The organism is Halorubrum sp. Ea8 (assembly GCF_002252925.1).
Classification (GTDB): domain Archaea; phylum Halobacteriota; class Halobacteria; order Halobacteriales; family Haloferacaceae; genus Halorubrum.
Map to the genome: position 1 here is coordinate 1 of NZ_NHPF01000152.1, position 23178 is coordinate 23178.

Sequence of the window (23178 nt, forward strand, 5' to 3'; positions counted from 1 at the left end):
GCACAGGAATATATTGCGTACCGAGGGTTTCAGCAGGGGTGAGCGAACCGACTAGAGTTCAGGTACCTGTGACGCGTCGATGGGCTCTGTTGTCGACCGGTTGGAAACGTCTCGGTCGTCACGCAGTTGGAGGTACGCCGACGCGATGATCGCATAGTACGGCAGGAAAAATACTGTCGTGAGAACGACCGTTACGACATCAGCGGCGACCGGCACACCAGCGAGATCCAACAGCGGTGCGACACCACCGATAACCCCGCCGAACAGGGCGGACACAACGACAAGGACGCCGAGTTTAAGCCGGGAACCGCGAGCCAGCCCCCAACTCCGTTTGAGGCTACTGATGATGCCGCGATCTTCGACGGCAACGGCGAAGATGAAAAACAGGAACGAGGCCGCAAAGAACAGCCCCGGGATGAACAGGAGGAAGAAGCCAATCATCACCGTGATGCTCACGATCAGTCCACCGACCAGCGCGATTGCCGTGGCTCGCCCGAGTCGCTGCGTCGCCGGCGCGGGAAACGTCGACATCTCGCTCAGTGGTTGAGCAAACGTTCGAGAGAGAATCACAAAGTACACCGAGCTCAGAATGATGAGTACACCAAACAGAGCAAGTCCGACATTTCCAGACATCGGAAGCGCGAGCCCAGCGTTGCGGCTAAACTGCGCCGCGGCTTGGGGCGGGAGATACCCGAGAACAGTACTGTTGACAGCTGTTTGAATCCCGAACTGAATCACGAGGAACCCAACGAAGAGGATTCCACCAGTTCGGGTGAGTGTACGCCGAATACCGTCGCTAACCGCATGGCTGAGTTGGAGGGCCATTCGAGTAGTATCTCTTAGTCCCCTCCAATAAAATGCCCGAAATAAGAGCGATATTCTCACTCTGAGGGGGTATCGGTACGGAATCGTCCCTGTTTCGCTGTCTCAAGAGCGCAGTGTACACACTCTCTTCTCTAATTCGGTGCTGTCGCGTCAGAAACTTTGCCATCGGTGATGTACGAACCATCTTATATATTCAAGAGTCGACTCAATCGGTCAATACCCGTACCGAAGTATGCACGCATCGCCCTCCACCTCGCCACTCCGCTCGCTCGAAAGCCTCGTCCTCATCGGTGCAAATCTCGTGCCGCTTATCGGGGTTATTGTTTTGGGATGGGACCCCTGGGCACTCCTCATTATATATTGGATTGAAGCGTTCAGCACGGTGCTGTTGGGAGTCAGAAAAATACTCTTTGATGAGCGTGACTCCCCCGACGTTGTCGGTCAGATCGAACCGTTACACGAACTCCGCGAGAAACGAGGCGGGTGGTGTCCTCGACCCGGATGGCCGCCGATCTATCCGCGAAACGTCCCGTTTGGACTCTCAATGCTTGGCACATGGGCGCTCTCAGTCGTCCCACCAAGCGCGTTGTACTGGCTGTCAGTTGATCGCTCAATAGTGCTGTCTATCAACCTTCTACTCGGAATTGGCGCGTTGGTGTTCGCACACGGTGCCGAGTTCATGATCGGGTATCTCGGACGGCGAGAGTACACCAACGTCTCTGCGCGAGAACTACTCCGAACGCCCGCTCAGTTGACGCTCATTGTCATTATCGGTCTCTGAAATCTACCGTGTAGCCGTTGTTGCGGAGTGCTTCAACAAGCTCGCCTCCAGGCACAATTTTGAATTCGTGGAACGAGTTGATGTGGCATTCTGCCGAATACAGCTCTGAGTCGATATTGTCTGGTATCTCGTTCTGATGGGTACCTCCTGAACAACAACCGGTTGACTGGCAACGTGGTTGGAACTGCTATCTCCTGTCATTCGAACATCTCTCATTACAACTATTCAGCTCTGGTGAGCTATTATCCTTCAGATACAACGCCGCATAAAAATGCTATTCGTTGAACTATCTGTACTGAGCGATCAGTCTCACACGCAAATAGCGAAGCTGGCGGTCAGCGATGGCATAACGGGAGCAGCCGATGCTTGAAGACTACAATAACGATTTGTATTATCGGCCGTTTTTATGTGCGGTGTCGGTATCTCTGCGTATGGTACGACCCTCCCGTCGGGGCTTCCTCGGAGGAAGCGCCCTGACGCTCGCAGCGCTGACAGGTGTTCTCACCTCTGAAACCGACGTGAACGTTTCTGGCCGACCGGCCGGGACACCGACCGCCCTTGACATCGATATTTCGGCACCATTCGCCGACGCCTTCCTCCCTGTTCCGGCGGGCGACGCGCTGTCGACGACGTACGCGATAGTCATTGCGGAGCGCATCGACGCCGACGCGGCAGAGGAACTGAGCCACCGCGCCCGTTCCGCGACTGAGCGGCTCGACATTGACGCCGACGAGTTGTCTGCGACGGTCGCGGTCACTTCGGCCGAACGTGGGTTCCAGCTGGTGACGGCAGCTGGCGGCTTCGACCGACTCGACCGCGGTGAGACGATTGCGGTCGGCGAGGGAGGCGGTGATACCGGCGGTGAGTCGGACGACGAGGTCCCCGCGGAGGCCGAGACGACGGACGAACTCCCTGCCGACTGGCGACTCGCCGATGACGGTGAGACCGCGTTCCTCACCGGTGACGGCGTGGCGGCCACTGCGACCGGCAGTGGGGATTCGCCAAGTCCTCGCAGTCGTTCGGACTCGGCGGAAGACGACAGGAGCGATCGGCGGATCGAAGTCGCTCGCGCCGCCGGCCGTGCGGCCGCCGACGATGTCGATCGCCTTGCGGAATCGCCGCTGGGCGCGGCCGCCCTCCCTCGACTTGGTGGATTCGAGACGGTGCTTTTGATTCCGGACGCTGCCGATGGTCCGTTTCCGCCCGCGGTCCCCGAGGACGTAGACGCGTTCGCCGCCGGCTTCGAGACCGATCCTGACGACCTCAGAGACCTCGACGGAACGGCGGAGAACGCGTATGTGATCCGCCCGGCTGATGACGCCGACGGGCTCGACGACGAGACCATCGAGCGACTCGTGCGTACCGTCGACCCCGCCGTCCCGGTCGAGATGGACATCACCCGAACCGACGGACTCGTACTCGTCGACACCGTCGTCGAGGCCCCGCCGGAATTTGACCGTGAGGCGTCACCGGATGCCCACATCCGGTCGCAATACGACCGCGCTGCCGGCACCGTGACGTTCGAGCATGTTGAAGGCGAGGCGGTGCCGGCCGACGAGCTGGAAGTGTGGCACGACGGCGATGAGGTGAGCGACACGGTCTTCGACGGCGAGGAATTCACGGCCGGCGATGAGATCGCTGTCGAGACTGGACTGATCGCAACCGTGATGCTGCGGTGGTTCGACCCGGACGCGAATGTCTACGACACGTACGCTCGCGAACAGGTCGACCGCGAGGCGTTCGACGTCGAGTACGAGATGAATGCCGAAACGTTGAAACTCAGCTACGAGGCCGAGCGCCCCGCCGACGCAAGTAGCCTTCAGCTGGTCCACCGCGGCGAGGGAGGCGTCCAAACAGTCGGCGAGGAATTCACCGACGGAACCCTCGAACCTGGCGATACAGTCACCGTCACGGACGTGTCGATTGGCGACAGTGTACAGCTAGAGTTCGACGTTGAGAAACCGATGGGTGGCAGGTCGCTCATCCATTACCGTGCCCGCCCCCCGCGTGTTTGGATCCACTCACATGCCGAAGACGGGACCACAGTCAGGTACGACGGAGAGGAGTCTCGCCCTGCTGACGCGTTCGTGACGCTGGTCGACGGAGAGACAGCTGACACGCAGTTTGCTGACGAACACGATACACTCTCGGGCGACGAGGAGATGGTTCTCGGCGAACTTCCCCTGAGAAGTACAGTCGCAGTCGAGTGGCAGGAGCCAGACGAACCGGTTGTCATTGCCGAACATGAGGTCGTTCCGAACACGCGCGCATCGATCGAATACGACCCGGACGCCGGCGAGATTACGGTCCAACACCGAGGCGGTCGGGCGCTTCCAGCGTCAGAGTTAGCGCTCCAGGTCGGTCGCACCCCGGCCGATGTCCAGCCCGCGGACAAACTCGACGAGTTTGGTCCGGATGACTCATTCACTGCTCCAGTACCCCCACTCCTGCGGGTCCGACTCGTGTGGACCGGCGGCGACCGCGAACACCATATTGGCGGCACAACCACGGCACGCGACGCACTCGCGGCGACCTACGATATTGACTCCGAGGCGATGACGATCGAGTACGTCGGCGAACAGCCTGCCGACCCCGAACGACTGCGCGTGTCGGTGAACAGTGCTGGTGACTTCCAGGGACGAGAAGACGATCAGGAGTCGGCGTTTGCGTCCGAGCACGACAAACTAACGACGGGAGACACGATCACGGTCGACGACGTCGGGCTCGACGACACCGTTGTCGTCAGCGTCCACACCGAGTTTGAGAACGGGTCGGCGACCAGCTCCGTCGCTCACTTCTCGGCGGCACCCCGCCGCGGATTCGTCGTTGACGAAGGAGACGGGGGCGACAACGAAGCGTCGGGGACGACGCTCCGCTACGTCGGCGAGGTTCGTCGCAACGCCGATGTCTTCCAGGTTCTGATCGATGGTGAGCCCACAACAGACCAGCCCGCCGATGAGACGGACCGACTGACCGGTGGGGAGACGCTGTCGCTTGGTGATCTGTCCGCCGGCACAACGATCACTGTCGAGTGGACTGCTGGCGAGGAGACCCGAACCGTAACCGAGCACGTGATCTCCCCGCAGGCGACGTTCGAGGTCGTGTATGAACCGGCTGAGGATGGCGACGGGGGCGTCGTGACGTTCACGCACGCCGGCGGTGACGCGCTAGACGCTGGCCAGGTTGACGTGGTCGTGGAACCCGCGACCGACGGATTGCACTCTTGGGATTCCGACGCCGACGAGGTGACCGCCGGCGACGAGACTAGCGTTACGATCGACTCGGAGCCTGAGATGGCCATTGTCGTCTTCAATGAGAGCGAGGTACTCCACCGCGAACCGCTTAACCAGGACAGGTAGAGGACTGTAACTCTCCATTCGAACACAACTCCAATACACTACAGATGCAGAAACAGAACGCATCTGTGTAAGTAACTAAAGTATCCGTATTTTCTAAACATCTATTTTATGCTCTCCCGTTCAAACCGCATACATGGACGGGAGAGCATATCTGTCTGCAACAAGCGTGACTGTAGCATCTGCCCCCGGGGAGTTGTTCGGCATTGAAAAGAGGCTCTGATGATGTCCGTGTCGATGACACGACACAACGAGATCAGACGTATGAATTAGACCTACATAAGGGTGATACGGTGAAAATCATCGCCGGAATACAGAATGGGTCCGGTGGAGAAGTTGCTCTCTCATGGACCCCGAGATGTTCTCTCAAAAGAGTTCGAAATTGAGCGTACAATCAGAGGTGACAGTGTTCACGAACTCTTAGTGAGTTCGTCATCGGTCTCGAACCATGTTGTTTCGATGTCGAAGACGGTCGTCATCAACTTAGTCATTTTCACCTCCAGTGTCACGTTCGACCTCCTCACAACGCGGCGGACCCTCAGCGGCTGTGCGACGCCGTCCGAAGATGAGGTCCTCCCGTGGAACCGCCTGCTGTCCCGGGTGATCGACGACACGGGGTATCTGGCGAGTGTGAGTGCTGACGAACGCGGCAATCGCGATACCGCTCCTGATCGGGAACGAGTTTACCAGCACGTTCTATCGTGCGATGACCCTGATGGTCGCCGCGTCGCCGTGTGCCGTCATCATCTCTACGCCGGCGGCGGTGTTATCAGCAATCGCCTCCGGTGGCCGGCAGGGCGTTCTATTCAAAGGTGGCGAACACGTCGAGACGGCCGCGAACATCGACGCGGTCGCATTCGACAAGACGGGCACGCTCACGCGGGGCGAAACACAGCTGACGGACGTGTTCGTGCGGGACGGCCCCGCGGACGAGTCGCTGACTGCCGACGAGTTGCTCTCGCTCGCGGCCGCCGTCTGGCAGGATGTACTCGATTTCGATACGCCCGTCAACAGTTGCCAGCGAGACGTACTCGTCGTGGAAGGTCGCGCATCGCTTGTCGTAAACGATAGTCGGGGTCGAGAAGTGCGGTTTCCCCGCATACTCGCCTTGCTTCCAACGGGCGACGACGCTCTGTATGGCGTCGGCGGCCTTGTTGCGAGCGTTCTGGACGAGATTGGCGTGTAATCGCGTCTGGTCACGCACGTCGCCGTAGGTTTCCTCCTGTAACTGGGCCTTGCTCGTTGTTTTGTATTCGCCCTGCCAAGCGTGATCAACGACGTAGTTGGCGGCCCATTGAAATTCATCGACGGTTTCACGGAGAAGTGCGGCGTCATCACTATCTACGTTGAGTTTGATCGGGACGGTCCGCCGCACCTCCATATGTCAGATATGTGTCTGATAGTTTATAAATACTGGGAGAGAGAACGGCAACAGTCCGTCAAATGTGGTGGAGTTGTCGACTTGCTCTCTGGCCTACTCGTTCGTTTCGCCCACTCCTCAAGGCTGGAGGTTCCGCCCCGGATACGCTGACCAAGGTACGAAGTCGACGTCCCGTCTCTGCAGCGTCGAGAACCGTGCTGTTCGACAACGAACTACGAGTTTGTGCCACCATCGACTGTGTCGAGAACGGGCTCGTCGAACTCGAGGGCTGCCGCGACAGCATCCGGAAGCTCCGGACGTGGGGCCGATTCGTGGCGCTCGATTTTCTCGGTCTTACGCGTGTTCTCGTAGAGGGCACGTGCGACCGGAAGGCCACGGAGATACTTGTAGTCGTGGAGGACCTCGACCCCCCGCTCTGTGAACCCGTAGAACTGAGAGGGGAGATCACGCTTTCCCTCGCTTGGATCGTACGTGTAGCGTGCGAGGAGCCCGGCGTCGATCAACGTCTCCAACTGGTCTTTGATGGCCGCCTGGCTCTTCCCGGTCATATACTCGAGTTCGGCGAGCGACATCAGATGGGCGGGATGGCCCAGCAGCTCCTGGATGATAAGGTGGCGCGTATCTTGGGACAGCAGCTTGAATAGCCGCTGCTGTTCCGCGAACGGCCCTCCATCGGCCGGGCCAGCGTCGGTTTCGCTCATACGTGGCAGTACGGTGTAGGACGCTATAACAGTTAGGGTCGTCCAAGTTAGTTAAATCAGAAAAAATCAAAGTGGTTCAGAAAGGATAAGGTGATGTGGTTTGAATCAACAGCTAATGACCGACCCAAGCCCGCCGCCGGACGCTGGGGATATTATGACCGTTGTTCACGAGGCCGTCGGGGGCATCGAACTTGAGCCTGCAGAGAAACGGGAAATCTGGCGGTTCACCCAGCGTGAATTGCCGTATCTCTGGAGTCAGCGGACATCGTATTTTATCTTGGGGAGCTATCGCGACCCCTATATCCGCCGGCTTCGCGCCGTCCAGAACGAACTCACGAAGCAGCTCGGTGCCTATCCGTTCATCATGGGTGATCTCCTCGAACTTTCGACTGACCGCCTCAATACGTTCGATATCATGTTTTCGTTGCTCGCGACGTACAGCGACTACATCGTTGGGGTCTTCGAGAAGGAGAGTGGTGGGGAGGCGCCTGAATTGGGCGAGATCGATGACCCGCCGTATTTCGACAAGTCGTACGTGTTCCCACGTGATTACGCGTGGGTGACTGACGAGAACCTTGACTCGCCACAGCACGTCATTCAGGCCGCCCTTGAGATAGCGTTCACAGACGATTTGTCGACGGATGAAGTCCAAGCAAACGTCGAGTCGCTCGTCGATCGCGCCCAAGAGAGCGGTCTCGACATCGACGAACAGGAGGTGTGGGATGTGATCGACGAGCGGGCAGATGAGGACGAAGAGCCGACAACGTACAGTTGGGTCCATCTCAACAAATTCCGTAAATTCGAACTCCACGAACGGTGCTTCCCGTGGACGACAGAGGACGAACTTCGAACTGAGGTTGACGAACTCCCGTCCCCGACACCACGTCCGGAGTGGGAAGAGCGTGAGGACCAGTGAATTATACGCTGAATTGGCGCAATACCACGGCCTTCAGGCCGTGGATACGCGCCGTCACTCCGTGACACGTTCTACTGACTTCGACAGGACTGGATATTCCACCGTTCTCAATCCCATTCTTTAGAAGAGAAGCGATTATAAGCAATTATACAGGCGTTCAGAATGCTGGAAGTCCACCGAACCCATCGAGCGAAAATCCTCAATTACAGTCAGGTAGAGGGCTCGCTTGACCGACACGGGTGGAGTGCCAGCAAACTCTGGAACGTCGCCAACTACCACTCCCGCCAAGTCTGGGAGGAGACCGGGGAGATTCCCGACCACGAGGAGTTGAAAAACGAGTTGAAAGGTCACGACAAGTACAAGGGACTGCACAGTCAGTCCAGTCAGCGGGTTCTGGAGGAACTCGCTGAAGCCTTCAACTCGTGGTACTCCAGTGATGACGAACGAGACAATCCGCCCGGCTACCGCAAACAAAACTACTACGACCAACAGGGTCGTCGCGTCCACGAAGAACACCCACGCAGTACGGTGACGTGGAAACAGAACGGCATCCGACACGACACTAAGAACAACCGTGTCCGCCTCTCCAAGGGAGCGAGCCACAAAGAACATCCGAAAGCGTGGGAGTACATCCTTGTCGAATACGAGACACGCCCCGGCGTCGAGGTTGAGAACCTGCAACAGGTTCGTGCTGTCTACGACCAAACAAAGGAGCGATGGGAGTTACACCTCGTCTGCAAGGACGAAATCGAGACGCCCGACGCTCCCGGAACCGAGACTGCGGGCATTGATCTCGGTATCAGCAACTTCGCCGCTGTCGCCTACAGCACCGAAGACGCCGACCTCTATCCCGGCAACCGCCTGAAACAGGACGGGTACTACTTCCCGAAAGAAATCGCCAACTGTGACGACAGCAGTGGCGACAGGGCCACGCGACTTCATCACAAATGGTCGGAACGCCGCACCCACTTCTTCCACAGTCTCGCCAAACACATCGTGGAGAAATGTATCGAGCGTAGTGTGGGTCGCATCAACGTCGGGGACTTGGAAGGCGTCCGCGAGGACGAGAACGGCAAGTCGAAGAACTGGGGTCGGCACGGAAACCTCGACCTACACGGGTGGGCGTTCGACCGCTTCACGTCGATCCTCGAGTACAAAGCGAAAGTTGAGGGCATCGAGGTCATGGAAGTGTCCGAACGTGACACGAGTAAAACGTGTTGCGTTTGTGGAAGAGAAGACGACAGCCAGCGTGTCGAACGCGGGTTGTACGTCTGCGAGTCGTGTGATGCGGCGTTCAACGCGGACGTGAACGGGGCGGAAAACATCCGTCTGGACATCAACGAGGAAAGTAACTCCGAGTCTACCGGGCAGTTGTCCGGGGATAGGAGTACCGGCTGGTTGGCACAGCCCGGCGTCTACCTGTACGACCTCTCCTGCGGATTCCAACCGCAACGAGAGGTGGGAGACTCCAAACCCTAATATCCCAACCTCGGGATTCCTCCGCGTTCACGCGGAGGAGGATGTCAACAGCGATATTCTTGCTCACCCCCAACAGCTCCCATCGATGTACGAACTCGAGGAGCTCAATCCCAGTGTGAGCGATGCGACCGTTGACAAGCACATCCAGAAGCTGATCGATGAGGGCATCGTGAAGGAGGTCGCCCTGGACGACGACCAGCGCCGACAGGGCTACCCCTGGAAGTTCTACGGTCTCACCGAAGAGGGTCAGGAGTTCCTGGAGGAGCACAACCTGCTCGCCGCTGAAGAGACACTCCAACAGATCTACGACACCATCAGCGATAAATCCGAGAAGATGGTCAAGTACGAGAACGCGCCCCGTCCCGACGACATCTAATGGGGCGTTCTATTCCCGAATAGTTTGCTATTCATACTCTTCAACCCGTGAAGAGACGATATCTGATTAACCAACAAATCTATGCCGATACCCGCTCTGTTGGTTAACACGGGGCGACCGCTGATGTCCTACGAGTCACCGACCCCGCCGGCAGACCTCTCGGCAGAGATGGTCGACACCCTCAATGGGTACTCGCCTGAGCAGCTCCGCTACATCGCACGCTACGCTGAAGCATTATAGTAAATACTAGAAGTAATTACTCACGTCTGGTATCGAGAGTTGAAGGAGAGCGGTGTCGATTGCTGCTGTAAATTCGTCGAGCGAGTCGAAGAACTGATTGCTAAGGGTTGTTTGAAGATGTCTACAGCATTCCTCGACCGGGTTCAACTCCGACGAGTACGAGGGGAACGTCACAAACGCGAGGTCGTCACGGGCCGCGAGGTCCGTGACGGCCGACGCCTGAAAGTATGGTGCTCCATCGAGAACGATGATTAGATCATCTTCAAATTCTTCACATAGTGTCAAAATGAAATGTTTCGCGTGATCGGCGGTGATGTACTCTGTGAATCGAGAGAAGAAGCGATCACCGTCCTCGGTGATCGCGCCCAGCAGACACGTCCAGTCTCATTGGCCTGAAAGTTCAACAGAAAGCCGCGTGCCCCGCGGAAACCACGCGGCACGCGGCTCAGCTTGGACAGATTTCTTGGTTTGATCGATACACACTACTGCGGCGTCCATTTCCCGCCGCTTTTTTTAATCTCGTCGTAGAACTCGTCTTGCTCGTCATCGTCGGATTCAGCGGCTGAACGACGTGGTTTTTGATAACTCAATCCAACCTCTTTCAATAACCGCCGACAGCTCGGGACTGAGTACTCAACGCCGTACGTTTCTTGAAGATATTCTTGTACGAGCGCCGGCGTCCACGCCGGCGCGTCAAAGCCGATCTCTTGGGGTGATTCGTGGACCGTTTGCTCAAACTCTTGTTGCTGTTTTTCTGAAAGTTTTCGCTTTCGTCCAGATCGGTGAGCATCTGAAACAGCCTGTTCAAGTGGGTCGTCCGTATCGAGCCGCTTGAGCCAGTTATAGATCGTTTTTCGTTCTGTATCGTACCACTCGGCAAGTTCGGTTTGCGCGACATCATTTTTGTACGCGATCGCGGCTAACAACCGCTGTGTGGGTTTGTTTCCGTCAACATTGTCAAGCGCCTCTTGGAGTTCTTCGACAGAGATCTCATTGAGGTGTTCCATTATAGACAACGTCACTTTCTGAGTAAAAAGTTCTACCGGCTACTATAGTGCGAACTCTCCTCATCCCGAGCGCTTAACGAAAGTAAGGCGGTCCATCCTGGACCGGTTCAAGGAGCAAGTAAATATACAACCACACGAATATGCGACTATGAGTAATCCCAGCGACCCAGATCCATGGAGCATCTCAGAACCGGAACTCTTCCGAGAGCTACGACGTAGCTTGAGAAACGACAAACCCGCAGTACTTGTGACCATTACCGATGTCGAGGGGTCTGCCTATCGCCGCCCGGGCGCAAAAATGCTCGTCCCTGCCGACGAGGAAAGCCTCGGCGCGGTGACGGCTGGCTGTCTTGAGGGGCCGGTCGTCGATTTGGCGGTGTCAATCAGAGATACTGGTCGTCCTCAGATCGAGACGTTCGATCTGATGGACGACGATGAGTGGGGGCTCGGGTTGGGGTGTAACGGGGTCATCGACCTCCTGTTGGAACCCGTAGACAACTCGGTGGAGCCCATGCTTTCGGTGCTGGAAAATAGGGAACCGATGACAGTCCTGACCTCCGTCGAATCCACCGACCCAGCGGTCTCGATAGGAGATCGCACGGTCGTCGACGCGAACGGTAACCCCACACCTTCCAGTGAACGTGAATCGCTTCCAGAGGTGGTCGTTGACGAAATCGTGTCTGTCACCAAGAAATTCCGTACTGAGGGGAAGTCCGCAACGGTCGAGGTCTCATCAAGGAATGGCGAGGTTAGGGTCTTCGTTGATAGCATCAAACCGGCGCCTCAACTGCTCCTGTTTGGAAACCAGAACGACGTTCAACCGGTCTCTCGCCTCGGTCGCACGGTTGGATTCGAAGTTATGGTCGCATCTGCCCGCGGCGCTATGGCGGCTGACGAAGACTTTCCCCACGCCCATGAGGTTGTGGCGACGCGTCCCACCGATCTCGCAAAACTGGCCGACGAGATGACCTACGCAGTCCTGATGTCGCATAACTTTCTCGACGACCGCCTTGCCCTTGAGGCGCTTCTGGAGTCATCCGAAATCCCTTATATTGGACTTATGGGGCCGCGAAAGCGTTTTGAACAGATTCAAGACGAACTCGCCAAGGATGGGGCGACGTTCACAGAGGACCAGCTCGAACGGGTATCGACACCGGTTGGACTTGACCTTGGGGGCGGTGAACCAGTCCAAATTGCCCTCAGCATCGTGAGCGAGACACTCGCGATTCACAATGGCCGGTCGGGCGGTCGTTTGCGAGACGAGGAGGGACCAATCCACGATCGTGTCTCTGTTACCATCCAGAATTCCTAATCATACCCACGAGAGTGTCAAGGTTAGATGATGACATTGTGGAGAGCTGCGAAGGCTTTGACCCAGCGATCTACTGATCTCCAGGAGCTATGGTGGGGGAATCGGCTATAGAAGAGTCTGCTTTATTGAATCCGATGACGGCGTGGGGATCACTGTTTGAGAGCCTGTTCGAGGTTGTAGACTGTGGCGGTCAACACGAACTCGCGGAACTCGCGGTACCACGCGCGAGGGTGGACAGCGNNGTGATCGTACGCAGCGAACAATCGGTGACGCAGCAACGGCCGGACGCCCGCTGAACGGAGGGCGTCCCGGAGAGATTGGTCGTCATAGCCTTTGTCGCCGGCGAGACTCTCGATTCTCTCGGTGTTACGCAGGGCGACTCGACGGCCAGTTTGCGTATCGTGAGGCCAGTGTGCCGAGCAGTGAAGATCGAGGATGGCACACGAGTTTGTATCGACTATGGCCGTCGTTTTGAGCGTGCGTATGTGGCGATCCGAGTGGTGTTGGTAGTGTCTCGATGCCGTTTCTCGATCGAAATAGGTGGCATCGATGGCTCCGTGCGAGCCCGGATCGCAGATGTTCGCGGACTCACGAAGGAAGCCGCGCCACACGGACATGGGCACCCTCTCAAACGACCGGTACATCGTTGAGGGTACGGGAAATGCCGTTCGAGCGAGCTGTAACAGCCCACGAACCCGATCCATTTCACTCGCCCAATCCACGATTTCGCGGTACGTCGCATCCATGTGAACCCGCAAAAAGTGGAGCGTGACATGCTTCCACCCGGGAAATCCGTTGCCAGTCGGATCACTCACCGCCGTTGGACTGGCGGCACAGCGCTTTTGAGCCAGCGACGCGGCTTGCTTAACGAAGCGGAAGAGTAGTTTCGGCACATTCGGCTCTTCCGCTTCGCTTCCACCTTCAGAGCGACGCTATCTCTCCGTCTTCTGTGGATTCAACAGAGCACTCTAAACATAATTCGCCTGTTCTCGGCGACGGTCGACTTTACCTCACCAAGCCTGCCGAATGCGATATCGAAGCTAGAGTTCCTCACGAACTCACGTACAACCGCGGGTCAATCTCCACTCCGGGGGCTATCGGTCGAAGTCGTTCATTCGATGTTAGCCCGTCGAACGATGTCGGCGGCCGTACGTTCGGCCGTTGAAAGAAGTTCGGAGAGAGGTTCTTTCAGCGTGAGCAGCTCTCGATTATCCATTACAACCTCGCCGGCACAGAGGACCGTCTCGACCTCTCCCCCTTGGAGGCCGTAGACGAGGGTGTGTATTGGATCCGGAGTTGGAGTGAGATGCGGTCGATCGAGGTCGATCACCACAAGGTCGGCCTGCGTGCCGGGTTCGAGTGATCCGAGTTCATCACCGCGTCCAATGGCCTGAGCAGCGTCCCGCGTCACCATATCAAACGCTGTCCCTGCGGGGACGACTCCGGAATCGCGATGGTACCCCTTGTGTGCAGTCGCAACGGCTCGAGCGTCGGAAAGGGGATTAACCGTGTCGTTCAGAATCGTGTTGTCGGTCCCGAGGCAGACGGTGACGCCGCGCCCGAGCATATCGACAATGGGCGCGAAACCGGTCGCAAGCTGCATGTTCGCCCGATAATTGTGCACGACCGGCGTATTCGACTTCGCGAGCAGGCGGACGTCTCGATCGTTCGTCTGGACACAGTGGCCGAGCAGTGCGCGCTCGCCTAAATAGCCGACATTGCGAAGATATTCGATACTCGATATCGCCCCTCGCTCTCTCACCTCCGCTTCTGCCTCCGCGACGTGGGCTGTCGTCATCACATCGTATTCTTCGGCGAGCCGGTACGCTCCCCGGAGCATATCTGACGTTGTAGTCGCGAGCGTCGCTGGGGCCGGCCAGACCGACTGTCGCTCCTCAGGCTCGTGATACGCCTCAATGAGTGATTCGACATCCGCCAACCCATCCTCGGTTTCGACAATGAGTGCGTCGGGTCCCGGATGAACGGATCCACCCCCGGAGCCTGTAATCTCCTCGAACAGACGTCTGAAATCCTCGTCCGGGGAGCGGTCCCTGAGTCCAGCGCCGTAGACGTTTCGAATTCCGAGCTGGTCGTAGACGTCGAGTTTCCGTCGTGTCGGCTTGAGATCGGTCCAGTCGAGGGCCGTTGCGTTCTCGACGAACGTGGTCGTTCCCGACTGGATGGCTTCGACGCAATACAGTCGCGCCGCGAGAGCGTGCTCATCGGCGTCCATCACTGCGAGGGCAGGCTGTTTCACGTTGAACAGCCAATCGTACAACCCTCGATCGCCTTCGAATGCTCCGCGGAGGAAGATATCGGAGACGTGGGTATGTGCGTTTACCAATCCGGGAATTACCGCCCCGCCCTCGGCGTCGATGATCCGGTCCGGACTCGTCTCGTCTTCGAGACGCTCGGCCGGACCGACCGCTGATATCTTGTCATCCTCAACGGCGACGGCACCGTTGTCGATGATTTCACGGCTCCCGTTCTGCGTGACGACCGTTCCGTTGGTAACCAGTACGTCTGTCATTCTCCTCGCCTACCCTTACTCGCCCAGCAGTCAGCAGGGTCACTGTTACACGTCGGCATTCCGTCACTTCGTCGGCGTGGTTGTACGAGTCCCATGAGTAGCGGATTGAATCCGTCGTGTAATAAATGTCCACGACCCCCAAGCGTCTAACGCCGCACCTGCAGTACCGACCCTCGTGCAGTTCGAATCGGAGCCACCGGAGTGATGACGGTCGGTGCGAAGAGACCGCAGAGCCCTGGCGAATTCGAATCGAGTCGGCTACGGCCTGTCGAGAAAAGTACTCGTCGTAGGGGGATAGGTCACGTCTACCCGAAATCGAGGTACCCGATGAAAAATTTTAAGTATTATTCCCTGTGACAAGTTAGCATCCCGGGCATTGGGAATCAATACTCGACCCGTCGCCCGGACACCCCATCACGGGCGTTTGTAGCCCGGCATCTCGCCCGAGGATGTTTACTGCTCTCGGGATAACGATCAACAGTGATCCATATGGAAATAGATATTACACTGAACGGCGACGACGTAACGTTTGAGATCGCACGCTCTGACACACTGCTCGATGTCCTTCGAGACAACGGATATACGGGTGCGAAACGGGGCTGTGACACCGGGAACTGCGGGTTCTGTACGGTGATCGTCGACGGCGATCCAGTCAAGTCCTGTATCAGACCGGTGAGCCAACTCGCCGGCACAGAGGTCGAGACTATCGAGAGCCTGGGAACGCAAGACGATCTGGGACCGGTACAGTCGGCGTTCGTCGATAACTCCGCACTCCAGTGTGGGTTCTGTATTCCGGGCATGATCATGCGTTCGAAGGCGTTACTGGAAGAGAACCCAGATCCCGACGAGGCTGACATCCGTGACGCCCTCTCGGAGAACCTCTGTCGGTGTACGGGCTACGAAAAGATCATCGATGCGGTCCAAGACGCGTCGACCCGGATGTCCGGCGAAGCAGACGTAGCGGCCGACGGCGGCCGTGTTTCCACCGACGCCACATGTCACGGTTGTGATTGTCTCGAAGGAGGGAGCGACAAATGAGCAGAACTGACGATCCAGATTCGGAAGACAAGACAACCGACACTGAAAAAATAGCGGAATCCAACCCGATCCACTGGGACGAGGCGCCGAATAACCGGAAGGCACCGAATGAGCGCCGAACGGTTTCACACAGTGAGGAGAAGGACGACGCAAAAAAGATCGTGACCGGTGAGGCGAAGTACACTGCCGACTACGCCCGGGAGTTCCCGGACCTGGCTGAGGCCGAGGTCGTTCGATCGGACATCGCACACGGCGTCGTGACGGACATCGACACGAGTGCAGCGGAGGCGATGGACGACGTCTACGCCGTCGTCACGCCTGACTCCCCCGAAGTTCCTGAGAAACCCTACACCTCTGCCGGGCAGTCCTATCCCGAGCCGTCCCCGTGGGACCTCCGGGTACTCCGGCGGACGGTCCGCTTCGTCGGTGACCCCATCGCCGCCGTCGTCGCCGAAGACAAGGACACCGCAAGCAAGGCCGCACGGAAACTCGACGTCACGTACGACGAGTACGACGCGGTCTTTGATACCGCCGAAGCGATGGAGCCTGACGCGCCCCAACTCCACAGCGCCGACGACGTGGAGAACCTCCAGCCGGGCGCGGATTACGAGCGGAACATCGAGGCGCAGATGTCGGGCGAAATCGGTGACGTGGACGCCGCCTTCTCAAAGGCAGAGGAGAGCGAGGATTTGACGGTGATCGAGACTGAGTGGGAGACACCGTACCAGTCCCACTGCGTGCCCGAACCCCACACCACGATTGCCCACCGTGACGAAGACAACCGGTATCACTTAATCTCCAGCACGCAGGTGCCGTACCATACGCGCCGACAGCTCTCCCACCTCTTCGACGTGCCGATTCGAGATATTCAGGTGTCGAAGCCGCGTATCGGGGCCGGATTTGGCTCGAAACAAGGAATGATTACCGAGCCGCTAACGATGGCGCTCACGGATGCCGCTGACCGGCCGGTAAAAGTCGAGACGACGCGGCGTGAACAGTTCCATGCACTCCGCAACCGCCGCCCTGCCCGCGTCGAACTACGGAGCGTCGTGACCGATGACGGCGAACTCGAAGCCATAGATATGGAAGCCGTCACGAACTCTGGCGCGTACGGTCCCCACGGAATGACCGTTGCCAGCGCCGTCGGCAAAAAGCCGTTACCCCTGTACACGCACACACCGAACATCCGCTACGAGATGACCGCCGTCCACACGAATCTGCCTATCGCAGGTGCTTTCCGTGGCTACGGTGCCCCGCAAGGTCACCTCGCCGTCGAGGGTCACATGGACGAGATCGCCCGCGAACTCGATATCGACCCAATCGATCTCCGTTCGCGGAACGTGATCTCGGAGGGCGACCTAGAGGTGGCCTCCGGCATCCTCAAAGACAAGGAGTACGGCCGACGCATCCGCTCGTGTGGGCTGGACGAGTGTATCGCTGAGGGGCGCGCGGCGATCGGCTGGGACGATGTCGACCAACCCGAAGCGGACCATCTCCACCGGGCCTGCGGCATGGCGTTGACAATCCAAGGCAGCGGCGTCCCCGGCGAGGAACTAGGCGCAGCGCATATCAAAATGAACGAGGACGCCTCGTTCATCCTCCAGACCGGTGCCGTCGACATCGGACCGGGAGCCGACACCGTGATGGCGCAAATCGCGGCGGAGGTGCTGAGCGTACCCCCGGAAGACGTGCTCGTACAGCCGTCGGACACGGATATCTCTCCATTCGACCACGGGGCTTACGCCTCGTCGACGACGTACATCACCGGGCAGGCGGTCAAGAAAGCCGCCGAGGAGGCTCGTGGAATGCTGTTTGAGTTCGCCTCGCGGATGCTTGGCGAACCCGAGTCGGCGTTCACCGTCGACGACGGCGCTGTCATCTCGGAGATCACCGGCGAGTCGGTCTCGCTCGAAGAGATCGGGTACGAGTCGATGTACGGTGACGAGGTGCGCGCCCAAGTTATGGGTGACGCGAGCCACTGCACCGAAGAATCGCCGCCACCGTTCGGCGCGCAGTTCGTCGACGTGACGGTAAACGAGGAGACCGGGGAGTTCGAGATCCACGATATGGTGTACGCCGTCGACTGCGGCGTGGCGCTCAACCCTGCCCTCGTCGAAGGGCAGATCGAGGGCGCGATGCACATGAGCTATGAGCTGGCGACCGGAGACGGTATCACATTCGACGAGGACGGCCAGCCGCAGACGCTTGGGTTCCGCGACTACGACATGCCAACCACGGCCGATCAGCCTCCGCTGACCTCCCTCATCGTCGAAACCCACGAGCCGACTGGCCCCTTCGGCGCGAAGTCGGTCGCCGAGATTCCGGTCAACGGGGTCCCGCCGGCGCTAAGCAACGCCGTCCGTCGCGCCGTTGGAGTCAGGATCGGCGACATGCCGATCACCCCGGAGAAGATCGCGGCCGCACTGGACGACGACTGAGGCGGTTCGCCGCTCTCGGAGCTCTGTATACATCGTCGACGCCGAGGGCGCTGCCGGTACACGCACGGCCTCGTCGGAGAGCGGACACGGCGGCAGTGACACGAAAGCACCGACGGCCCCAAACGGATCGCCATCGAGACCTTAATCAGGACCGGAGCACGTCGACGTATTCGCCCGACGGTACGTCGACCAACCCGTTGTTCGTCAGGCGGTAGGTCGGAATGACCTCCAGCGCGAGGAAGGACAGCTCCATGAGACCGCTGTCGACGAGGCCGAGGTCGGTCGCGAACGCCTCGACCCGCTCGTACTCCTCGTACACCGTTTCGATCGGGGCGTCGGACATAAGCCCCGCGACCGGTAGCGCGAGCGAGACAGTCTGGTCAGTAGCCGGGTCGAAAGCAGCGATACCGCCGTCAATATCACGGAGGTGGTTTGCCACAATGGCCATCGCGTCGGGGTCCGCGCCGGCGACCACGCAGTTGTGGGCGTCGTGGGCGACGGTGGAGCCGATAGCGCCGCGGTGCAGGCCGAGACCGTGGACGAATCCCCGTCCGATACCGCCGCCGCGACCGTGACGCTCGATGACGGCCAGCGAAGCGATGCCCTCGTCCTCGGGGGGGACCAGCACGCCCGAGTCGATTGGAACGGTGGCGTCCATGGGTTCGGTCTGTAGCCCGCCGACAGCGTCGATGACGCGGACGGAGGCCGTCTCCGCGGCGTCGGCGGGGGCCTCGATAGCGAGGTCCGTCCCCGCGACAGGGTCGAACTGGACGGTGTCCGTCGCCAGATTCGTGACCCCGGTCCGCTCCGACGCTGCGGGGTCCAGTTCGCCGTCGACCATCACGTGGGAAACGTCCCACGACTCCAGATCGTCGAGCAACACGAGGTCGGCGGGCGCTCCGGGCGCGATCCGTCCGAACGGCAGGTCGTAGCTCTCGGCGGTGTTGAGCGTCGCCATCTGGACGACCTCGACGGGGTCTGCACCCTTGTCAATCGCCTTTCGGACCGCGAAGTCGACGCCACCGTGGTCGACGATGTCGACGACTTCCCTGTCGTCGGTACAGAGCGAGAGCCGCCGAGCGTCGACCGCGTCAGTCAGCGGGAGGAGATCGGCGAGGTTTTTGCTCGAAGAGCCCTCGCGCAGATAGACCCGGATCCCGAGGTCCGCTCGCGTTCGCGCTTCGCTGAGCGTGATGCTCTCGTGGTCTGTGTCTAGATACCGGGCGGCTTCGTGGAGAGCCGCGCCGTCGACGCCGGGCATGTGACCGTCGACCGTGAGGCCGCGCTCCCGTGCCGACGCTATTTTCGCGTGTACCTCCTCGTCGCCCGCGAGCAGTCCCGGGATATCCATCACCTCGCCCAGGGCGACGACGGGATTGAGGTCGAGCAGCGAGTCCACGGCCGCCGCGGAGAGCGTCGCACCGGCGTCTTGCAGCGAAGAGGCCGGAACGCTCGAAGGGACGGTAAACCGGGCCTTCAGCGGCGTGTACGCCGCGTCCTCGACGACAGCGCGAACGCCGGGCTCTCCCAGCACGTTCGCTATCTCGTGCGGATCGTGAATGACGGTTGTCACGCCCCGGGGCAGGACCGCGTTGCCGTACTCCGGCAGCGTCACCATGCTCGACTCGACGTGCATGTGGGCGTCGATGAGTCCGGGGGCGACGTAGCCGGCGTCGAGAGTGCGCTCGGCCGGACGCTCCGCGAGCGCGACGATTTCACCGTCGTCGATGGCGACGGCACCGTCTTCAAGCGATCCTGTGTTGACATTTACCACTGTGCCGCGGACGAGGGTGTCGACCGCGTCAGTCATCGGCCCCACGACTCGGACACCGTTCAGCACACGTGACAGCGCTCCGTTCGAATACCGTGCTAACGTAACGCATACTGAGTGACTGTCACCACGGACAAAAAGTGGTTCGGCTTAGCCGAGACGGACCGGAACACGAACACCCACACGCGACTCGCTGGCCGCGGGTGCCCCCTCACGACGTCTCGGCGTGGTGAGTCGCCGCTCTAGCCGTGAGCGTCAAGTAGGCGAACACGCTCAAACCGCCGACGACCGCGCTTGCTCCCCAGAATACCAACAGGAATCGGTAGCCTGCGACGGCATCACCAAACGCGTTCTGGGCGACACTGGTGAACACGATGGGACCCACGGTCTGTCCCAGCCAGAGCATGCTCGTCAACACGCCAAGCATGCTCGCCCGAAGCTGGCCCGAGACGAGTCCGGCGGTCGTGGTGTCGAGCGACGGCATCACGACCCCGAATCCGAGACCGAAACAGACGAGCATCGCGCCGATTGCGATCGGTGTCCCGGCGGCCCAGACGCCGAGCAGGCTGACCCCGAAGCCGACGAATCCGAGTGCAACCAGTTGTTTTGCCGGGAGGAGCTGTGACACCCGTCCGTACTGTGATGCCATCGTGGCGTTGGCTATCGAGACCATACTGAACAGTACCCCGATCTCCCCGGCAGCGAGGCCGTACACGTCGCTAAACAGCAAGGAGACGGTCGTGAGAACGCCCCCGTAGAAGAGAAAAAATGTGAAAAAGGCGGCGACCCAGAGCCCGAGGGCCTGTGGCATGAGTGCTGCAGCGGTGAGCCGATCGGCGTACGTGCGAAACGACGGCGGCGAATCGATCGACGGCTCCGTCAGCGAAAACAGCGCGACGACGCCAACGACGAGGCTGACGCCGAAGAACGCGAACGGGACGTTCCATCCGATCGACGCGAGTGCACCACCGATCAGCGGATACGTCGCTGCGCCGATGCCGATCGCGCTGCCGTTGACGCCGATGACCGCGTGACGCTGTTCGTCGTCGTAGAAATCACCGATAAGGGTGATCGCGAGAACCATCAGCCCACTCGCGCCGACTCCCTGTAGAAGTCGGAGGAGTAACACGATCTCGAAAGGCGGAGCGAAGCCGATGGCTGCGCCGGTCAGGCCGAAAAGGAACAGGAGCGGTAAGACGACGGGTCGCCGGCCGAAGTGATCCGAGAGAAATCCGATAAACGGCGTGAGAAGTACGCCCGGGAGGGTGTAAGCCGTAATAATGAGCCCGGCCTGCGTGTCGGAGATGCCGAACACCCCACGGAGTTCGGGCAGGATGGGACTGATGAGCGGGACTCCCATGACGCCGATGAGCGAACAGGCGATCACCGTCTGGAAGGCGGCAGACGACCAAGGTATTTCGATACGCTCCTCTGAAGACATTCGAACTCGTATCGGAGATGCAGCGCCGTGACTAAAAAATCCCCTCATCAGAGATGGGAGACATCCGACGGAGTTTCCCAGTACAGCGCATCGAGAGCCAAAGATGTGTACTCAACCGGAAAAAGCGGTCTGTAATTCCGAGATGTCGACGATCAAACGCTGGGCGGAGGCCGCGTGTCAGCTCATTACACCGCCGGTGGTGACGTAGAAGTAGAGGACAAACGCCGCCGCCAGTATCCATTGCCCCACGTGGATAGAACGGTAGTCGCCCCGTGCAGTCTTGACGATGGGATAGCTGATGATCCCCGCGGCGATCCCGTTCGCGATCGAGGCCGTCAACGGCATCATGATGATGGTTAGACCGGCCGGGATGAGCCAATCAACCGTGTCCCACTGGATGTCGGTGACCCCCTGAAGCATGATGAGGCCGACGAGGATGAGCCCGATATATGACGCGTACGTTGGGATCGCGGCGACCACCGGGACGGCGACGAGTGACACGACGAACAACAGCGCGACCACGAGGGCAGTGAGCCCGGTCCGACCGCCCTCTTCGACGCCGGTAGAGCTCTCGACGTAGGTTGTCACCGTTGTCGTACCGATGATCGCACCGAAGGTGGTTGCGATGGCATCAGCCATCAACGGCCGTTCCATGTTGGGGAGATTCCCGTCCTCGTCGAGAAAGTCGCCGAACTGCGAGACCCCGATCAGCGTGCCGGCGGTGTCGAAGAAATCGACGAAAAAGAACGTGAACACGACTATAACGAAGGAAATCGGCTCGATGTTCTGGAAGCCGTCGAGGAACGCCCCGACCAGCGGTGTGATGTCGTACTGGATCGGAGGAACGCTCTCTGGCGTGAGGATACCACCGTCGACAACACCGGCGAAGGTCAGTCCCCATCCGGCGGCCGCCGTCGTCAGGATGCCGAGGATTATCGAGCCGGTGACCCCCTTGGCGTAGAAGAAAACTGTGAACCCGATCCCGGCGAGTGCGAGTAGGGCGACCGGGTCGGACGCGACGTTGCCGAGCGAAACGAGCGTTGCGTCGTCCGCAACGGCGATGTTGGTCTCGATAAGGCCCAGCAATAGCAGGAACAGGCCGATACCGGCACCGATAGCGAACTTCACTGGTTCGGGGAAGAATTCAATGATGTATCGTCTCGCACCGACCGACGACATCGCGATGAAGATGAGACCCTCGACGAACACCGCGGCCAGTGCGGTCTGCCACGGAATCCCGAGCGCGATTACGACGGTGAATGCGAAGTACGCGTTCAACCCCATCCCGGGTGCGAGCCCGAACGGCAGGTTCGCGTACAGCGCCATTACGGTGGTACCGACGGCGGCGGCCAGAATCGTCGTGATAGCGAGCATCTGGAACACTTGGCCGTCGGAATACCCCTCGATGGAGATCGCCGCAGACAGGATGGCGGGGTTCACGACGATGATGTACGACATCGTCAGGAACGTCGTGACCCCGGCGACGAGTTCCGTTTTCACATCGGTGTCATGTTTTTCGAACTCGAAGAACGACGCTAGGCGTGACCGGTTCTTGCTAGTGTCTGTCATCCATGAACCCGTTATCT

Annotated in this window: 15 protein-coding genes and 5 pseudogenes; 9 read left to right on the forward strand and 11 right to left on the reverse strand. The window is 59.4% G+C overall.

The annotated features are described in order from the left end of the window. Window positions 1-51: 51 nt before the first annotated feature. Window positions 52-825: a hypothetical protein gene (locus DJ74_RS17230; RefSeq protein WP_094524411.1), complete on the reverse strand. Its 774-nt coding sequence runs from the start codon at window positions 823-825 to the stop codon at window positions 52-54. A gap of 232 nt (window positions 826-1057) precedes the next feature. Here DJ74_RS17230 and DJ74_RS18905 point away from each other — a divergent pair, with 232 nt between their 5' ends. Continuing rightward, window positions 1058-1606, forward strand: coding sequence for a DUF6498-containing protein (locus tag DJ74_RS18905; RefSeq protein WP_141212747.1), 549 nt, complete (start codon window positions 1058-1060; stop codon window positions 1604-1606). Here the strand turns inward: DJ74_RS18905 and DJ74_RS19780 are convergent. Beyond that, window positions 1593-1807 (reverse strand): annotated as a pseudogene (locus DJ74_RS19780) (hypothetical protein). The gene DJ74_RS18905 and the pseudogene DJ74_RS19780 overlap by 14 nt on opposite strands. A gap of 437 nt (window positions 1808-2244) precedes the next feature. Between DJ74_RS19780 and DJ74_RS17240 the strand changes: the two are divergent. Further along, entirely contained in the window at window positions 2245-4965 is a 2721-nt protein-coding gene (locus DJ74_RS17240) for a hypothetical protein (protein WP_094528055.1), read from the forward strand. Between the two features lie 407 nt (window positions 4966-5372). Here DJ74_RS17240 and DJ74_RS19355 read toward each other — a convergent pair whose 3' ends face one another. Continuing rightward, window positions 5373-5576: a hypothetical protein gene (locus DJ74_RS19355; protein ID WP_176451375.1), complete on the reverse strand. Its 204-nt coding sequence runs from the start codon at window positions 5574-5576 to the stop codon at window positions 5373-5375. A 23-nt stretch (window positions 5577-5599) separates the two neighbouring features. On the opposite strand from DJ74_RS19355, the pseudogene DJ74_RS20080 reads away from it, so the two are divergent. Beyond that, window positions 5600-5938: pseudogene (locus DJ74_RS20080) on the forward strand (heavy metal translocating P-type ATPase); the annotation flags it as partial. On the opposite strand, the pseudogene DJ74_RS17250 reads toward DJ74_RS20080, so the two are convergent. Together DJ74_RS17250 and DJ74_RS17255 are read right to left on the reverse strand one after the other, a co-directional pair. After that, window positions 5924-6343, reverse strand: a pseudogene (locus DJ74_RS17250) (RNA-guided endonuclease TnpB family protein); the annotation flags it as partial. The pseudogenes DJ74_RS20080 and DJ74_RS17250 sit on opposite strands and share 15 nt — an antisense overlap. 212 nt (window positions 6344-6555) lie before the next feature. Beyond that, window positions 6556-7044 (reverse strand): winged helix-turn-helix domain-containing protein, encoded by a 489-nt coding sequence (locus DJ74_RS17255; RefSeq protein ID WP_094524409.1) that lies wholly within the window; start codon window positions 7042-7044, stop codon window positions 6556-6558. A gap of 115 nt (window positions 7045-7159) precedes the next feature. On the opposite strand from DJ74_RS17255, the gene DJ74_RS17260 reads away from it, so the two are divergent. From DJ74_RS17260 to DJ74_RS17270, 3 genes and pseudogenes are all read left to right on the forward strand, one after another. Next, entirely contained in the window at window positions 7160-7960 is an 801-nt protein-coding gene (locus DJ74_RS17260) for a hypothetical protein (RefSeq protein WP_094528046.1), read from the forward strand. A 162-nt stretch (window positions 7961-8122) separates the two neighbouring features. Beyond that, the gene (locus DJ74_RS17265; protein ID WP_094528047.1) at window positions 8123-9439 is read left to right on the forward strand and encodes an RNA-guided endonuclease TnpB family protein; all 1317 of its coding nucleotides are present in this window, start codon (window positions 8123-8125) and stop codon (window positions 9437-9439) included. A 49-nt stretch (window positions 9440-9488) separates the two neighbouring features. Then, window positions 9489-9815 (forward strand): annotated as a pseudogene (locus DJ74_RS17270) (PadR family transcriptional regulator); the annotation flags it as partial. Window positions 9816-10061: 246 nt separating this feature from the next. Here DJ74_RS17270 and DJ74_RS17275 read toward each other — a convergent pair. Then, window positions 10062-11062, reverse strand: a pseudogene (locus DJ74_RS17275) (IS630 family transposase). Window positions 11063-11210: 148 nt separating this feature from the next. On the opposite strand from DJ74_RS17275, the gene DJ74_RS17280 reads away from it, so the two are divergent. Next, a complete protein-coding gene (locus DJ74_RS17280) occupies window positions 11211-12374 on the forward strand; it encodes an XdhC family protein (RefSeq protein ID WP_094528048.1) in 1164 nt (387 codons plus the stop codon). Between the two features lie 149 nt (window positions 12375-12523). Here DJ74_RS17280 and DJ74_RS17285 read toward each other — a convergent pair whose 3' ends face one another. Both DJ74_RS17285 and DJ74_RS17290 read right to left on the reverse strand, forming a co-directional pair. Further along, a complete protein-coding gene (locus tag DJ74_RS17285; protein ID WP_094528049.1) occupies window positions 12524-13267 on the reverse strand; it encodes a transposase in 744 nt (247 codons plus the stop codon). A 218-nt stretch (window positions 13268-13485) separates the two neighbouring features. Continuing rightward, entirely contained in the window at window positions 13486-14904 is a 1419-nt protein-coding gene (locus DJ74_RS17290) for an amidohydrolase family protein (protein WP_094524404.1), read from the reverse strand. A 489-nt stretch (window positions 14905-15393) separates the two neighbouring features. Here DJ74_RS17290 and DJ74_RS17295 point away from each other — a divergent pair, with 489 nt between their 5' ends. Both DJ74_RS17295 and DJ74_RS17300 read left to right on the forward strand, forming a co-directional pair. Beyond that, window positions 15394-15942, forward strand: a complete 549-nt coding sequence (locus tag DJ74_RS17295; protein WP_176451377.1) for a (2Fe-2S)-binding protein — start codon at window positions 15394-15396, stop codon at window positions 15940-15942. Then, complete coding sequence (locus DJ74_RS17300) at window positions 15939-18380, forward strand: xanthine dehydrogenase family protein molybdopterin-binding subunit (RefSeq protein ID WP_094528050.1); 2442 nt, start codon at window positions 15939-15941, stop codon at window positions 18378-18380. The genes DJ74_RS17295 and DJ74_RS17300 overlap by 4 nt, the downstream gene beginning before the upstream one ends. Window positions 18381-18525: 145 nt before the next feature. On the opposite strand, the gene DJ74_RS17305 is transcribed toward DJ74_RS17300, so the two are convergent. The 3 genes from DJ74_RS17305 to DJ74_RS17315 all read right to left on the reverse strand — a co-directional run bounded on the left by DJ74_RS17305 (window position 18526) and on the right by DJ74_RS17315 (window position 23161). Continuing rightward, window positions 18526-20190: an adenine deaminase gene (locus tag DJ74_RS17305; RefSeq protein ID WP_094528057.1), complete on the reverse strand. Its 1665-nt coding sequence runs from the start codon at window positions 20188-20190 to the stop codon at window positions 18526-18528. Between the two features lie 172 nt (window positions 20191-20362). Next, complete coding sequence (locus DJ74_RS17310) at window positions 20363-21592, reverse strand: MFS transporter (RefSeq protein WP_094524402.1); 1230 nt, start codon at window positions 21590-21592, stop codon at window positions 20363-20365. A gap of 177 nt (window positions 21593-21769) precedes the next feature. Next, complete coding sequence (locus tag DJ74_RS17315; RefSeq protein WP_094528051.1) at window positions 21770-23161, reverse strand: NCS2 family permease; 1392 nt, start codon at window positions 23159-23161, stop codon at window positions 21770-21772. Between the last annotated feature and the right edge of the window lie 17 nt (window positions 23162-23178).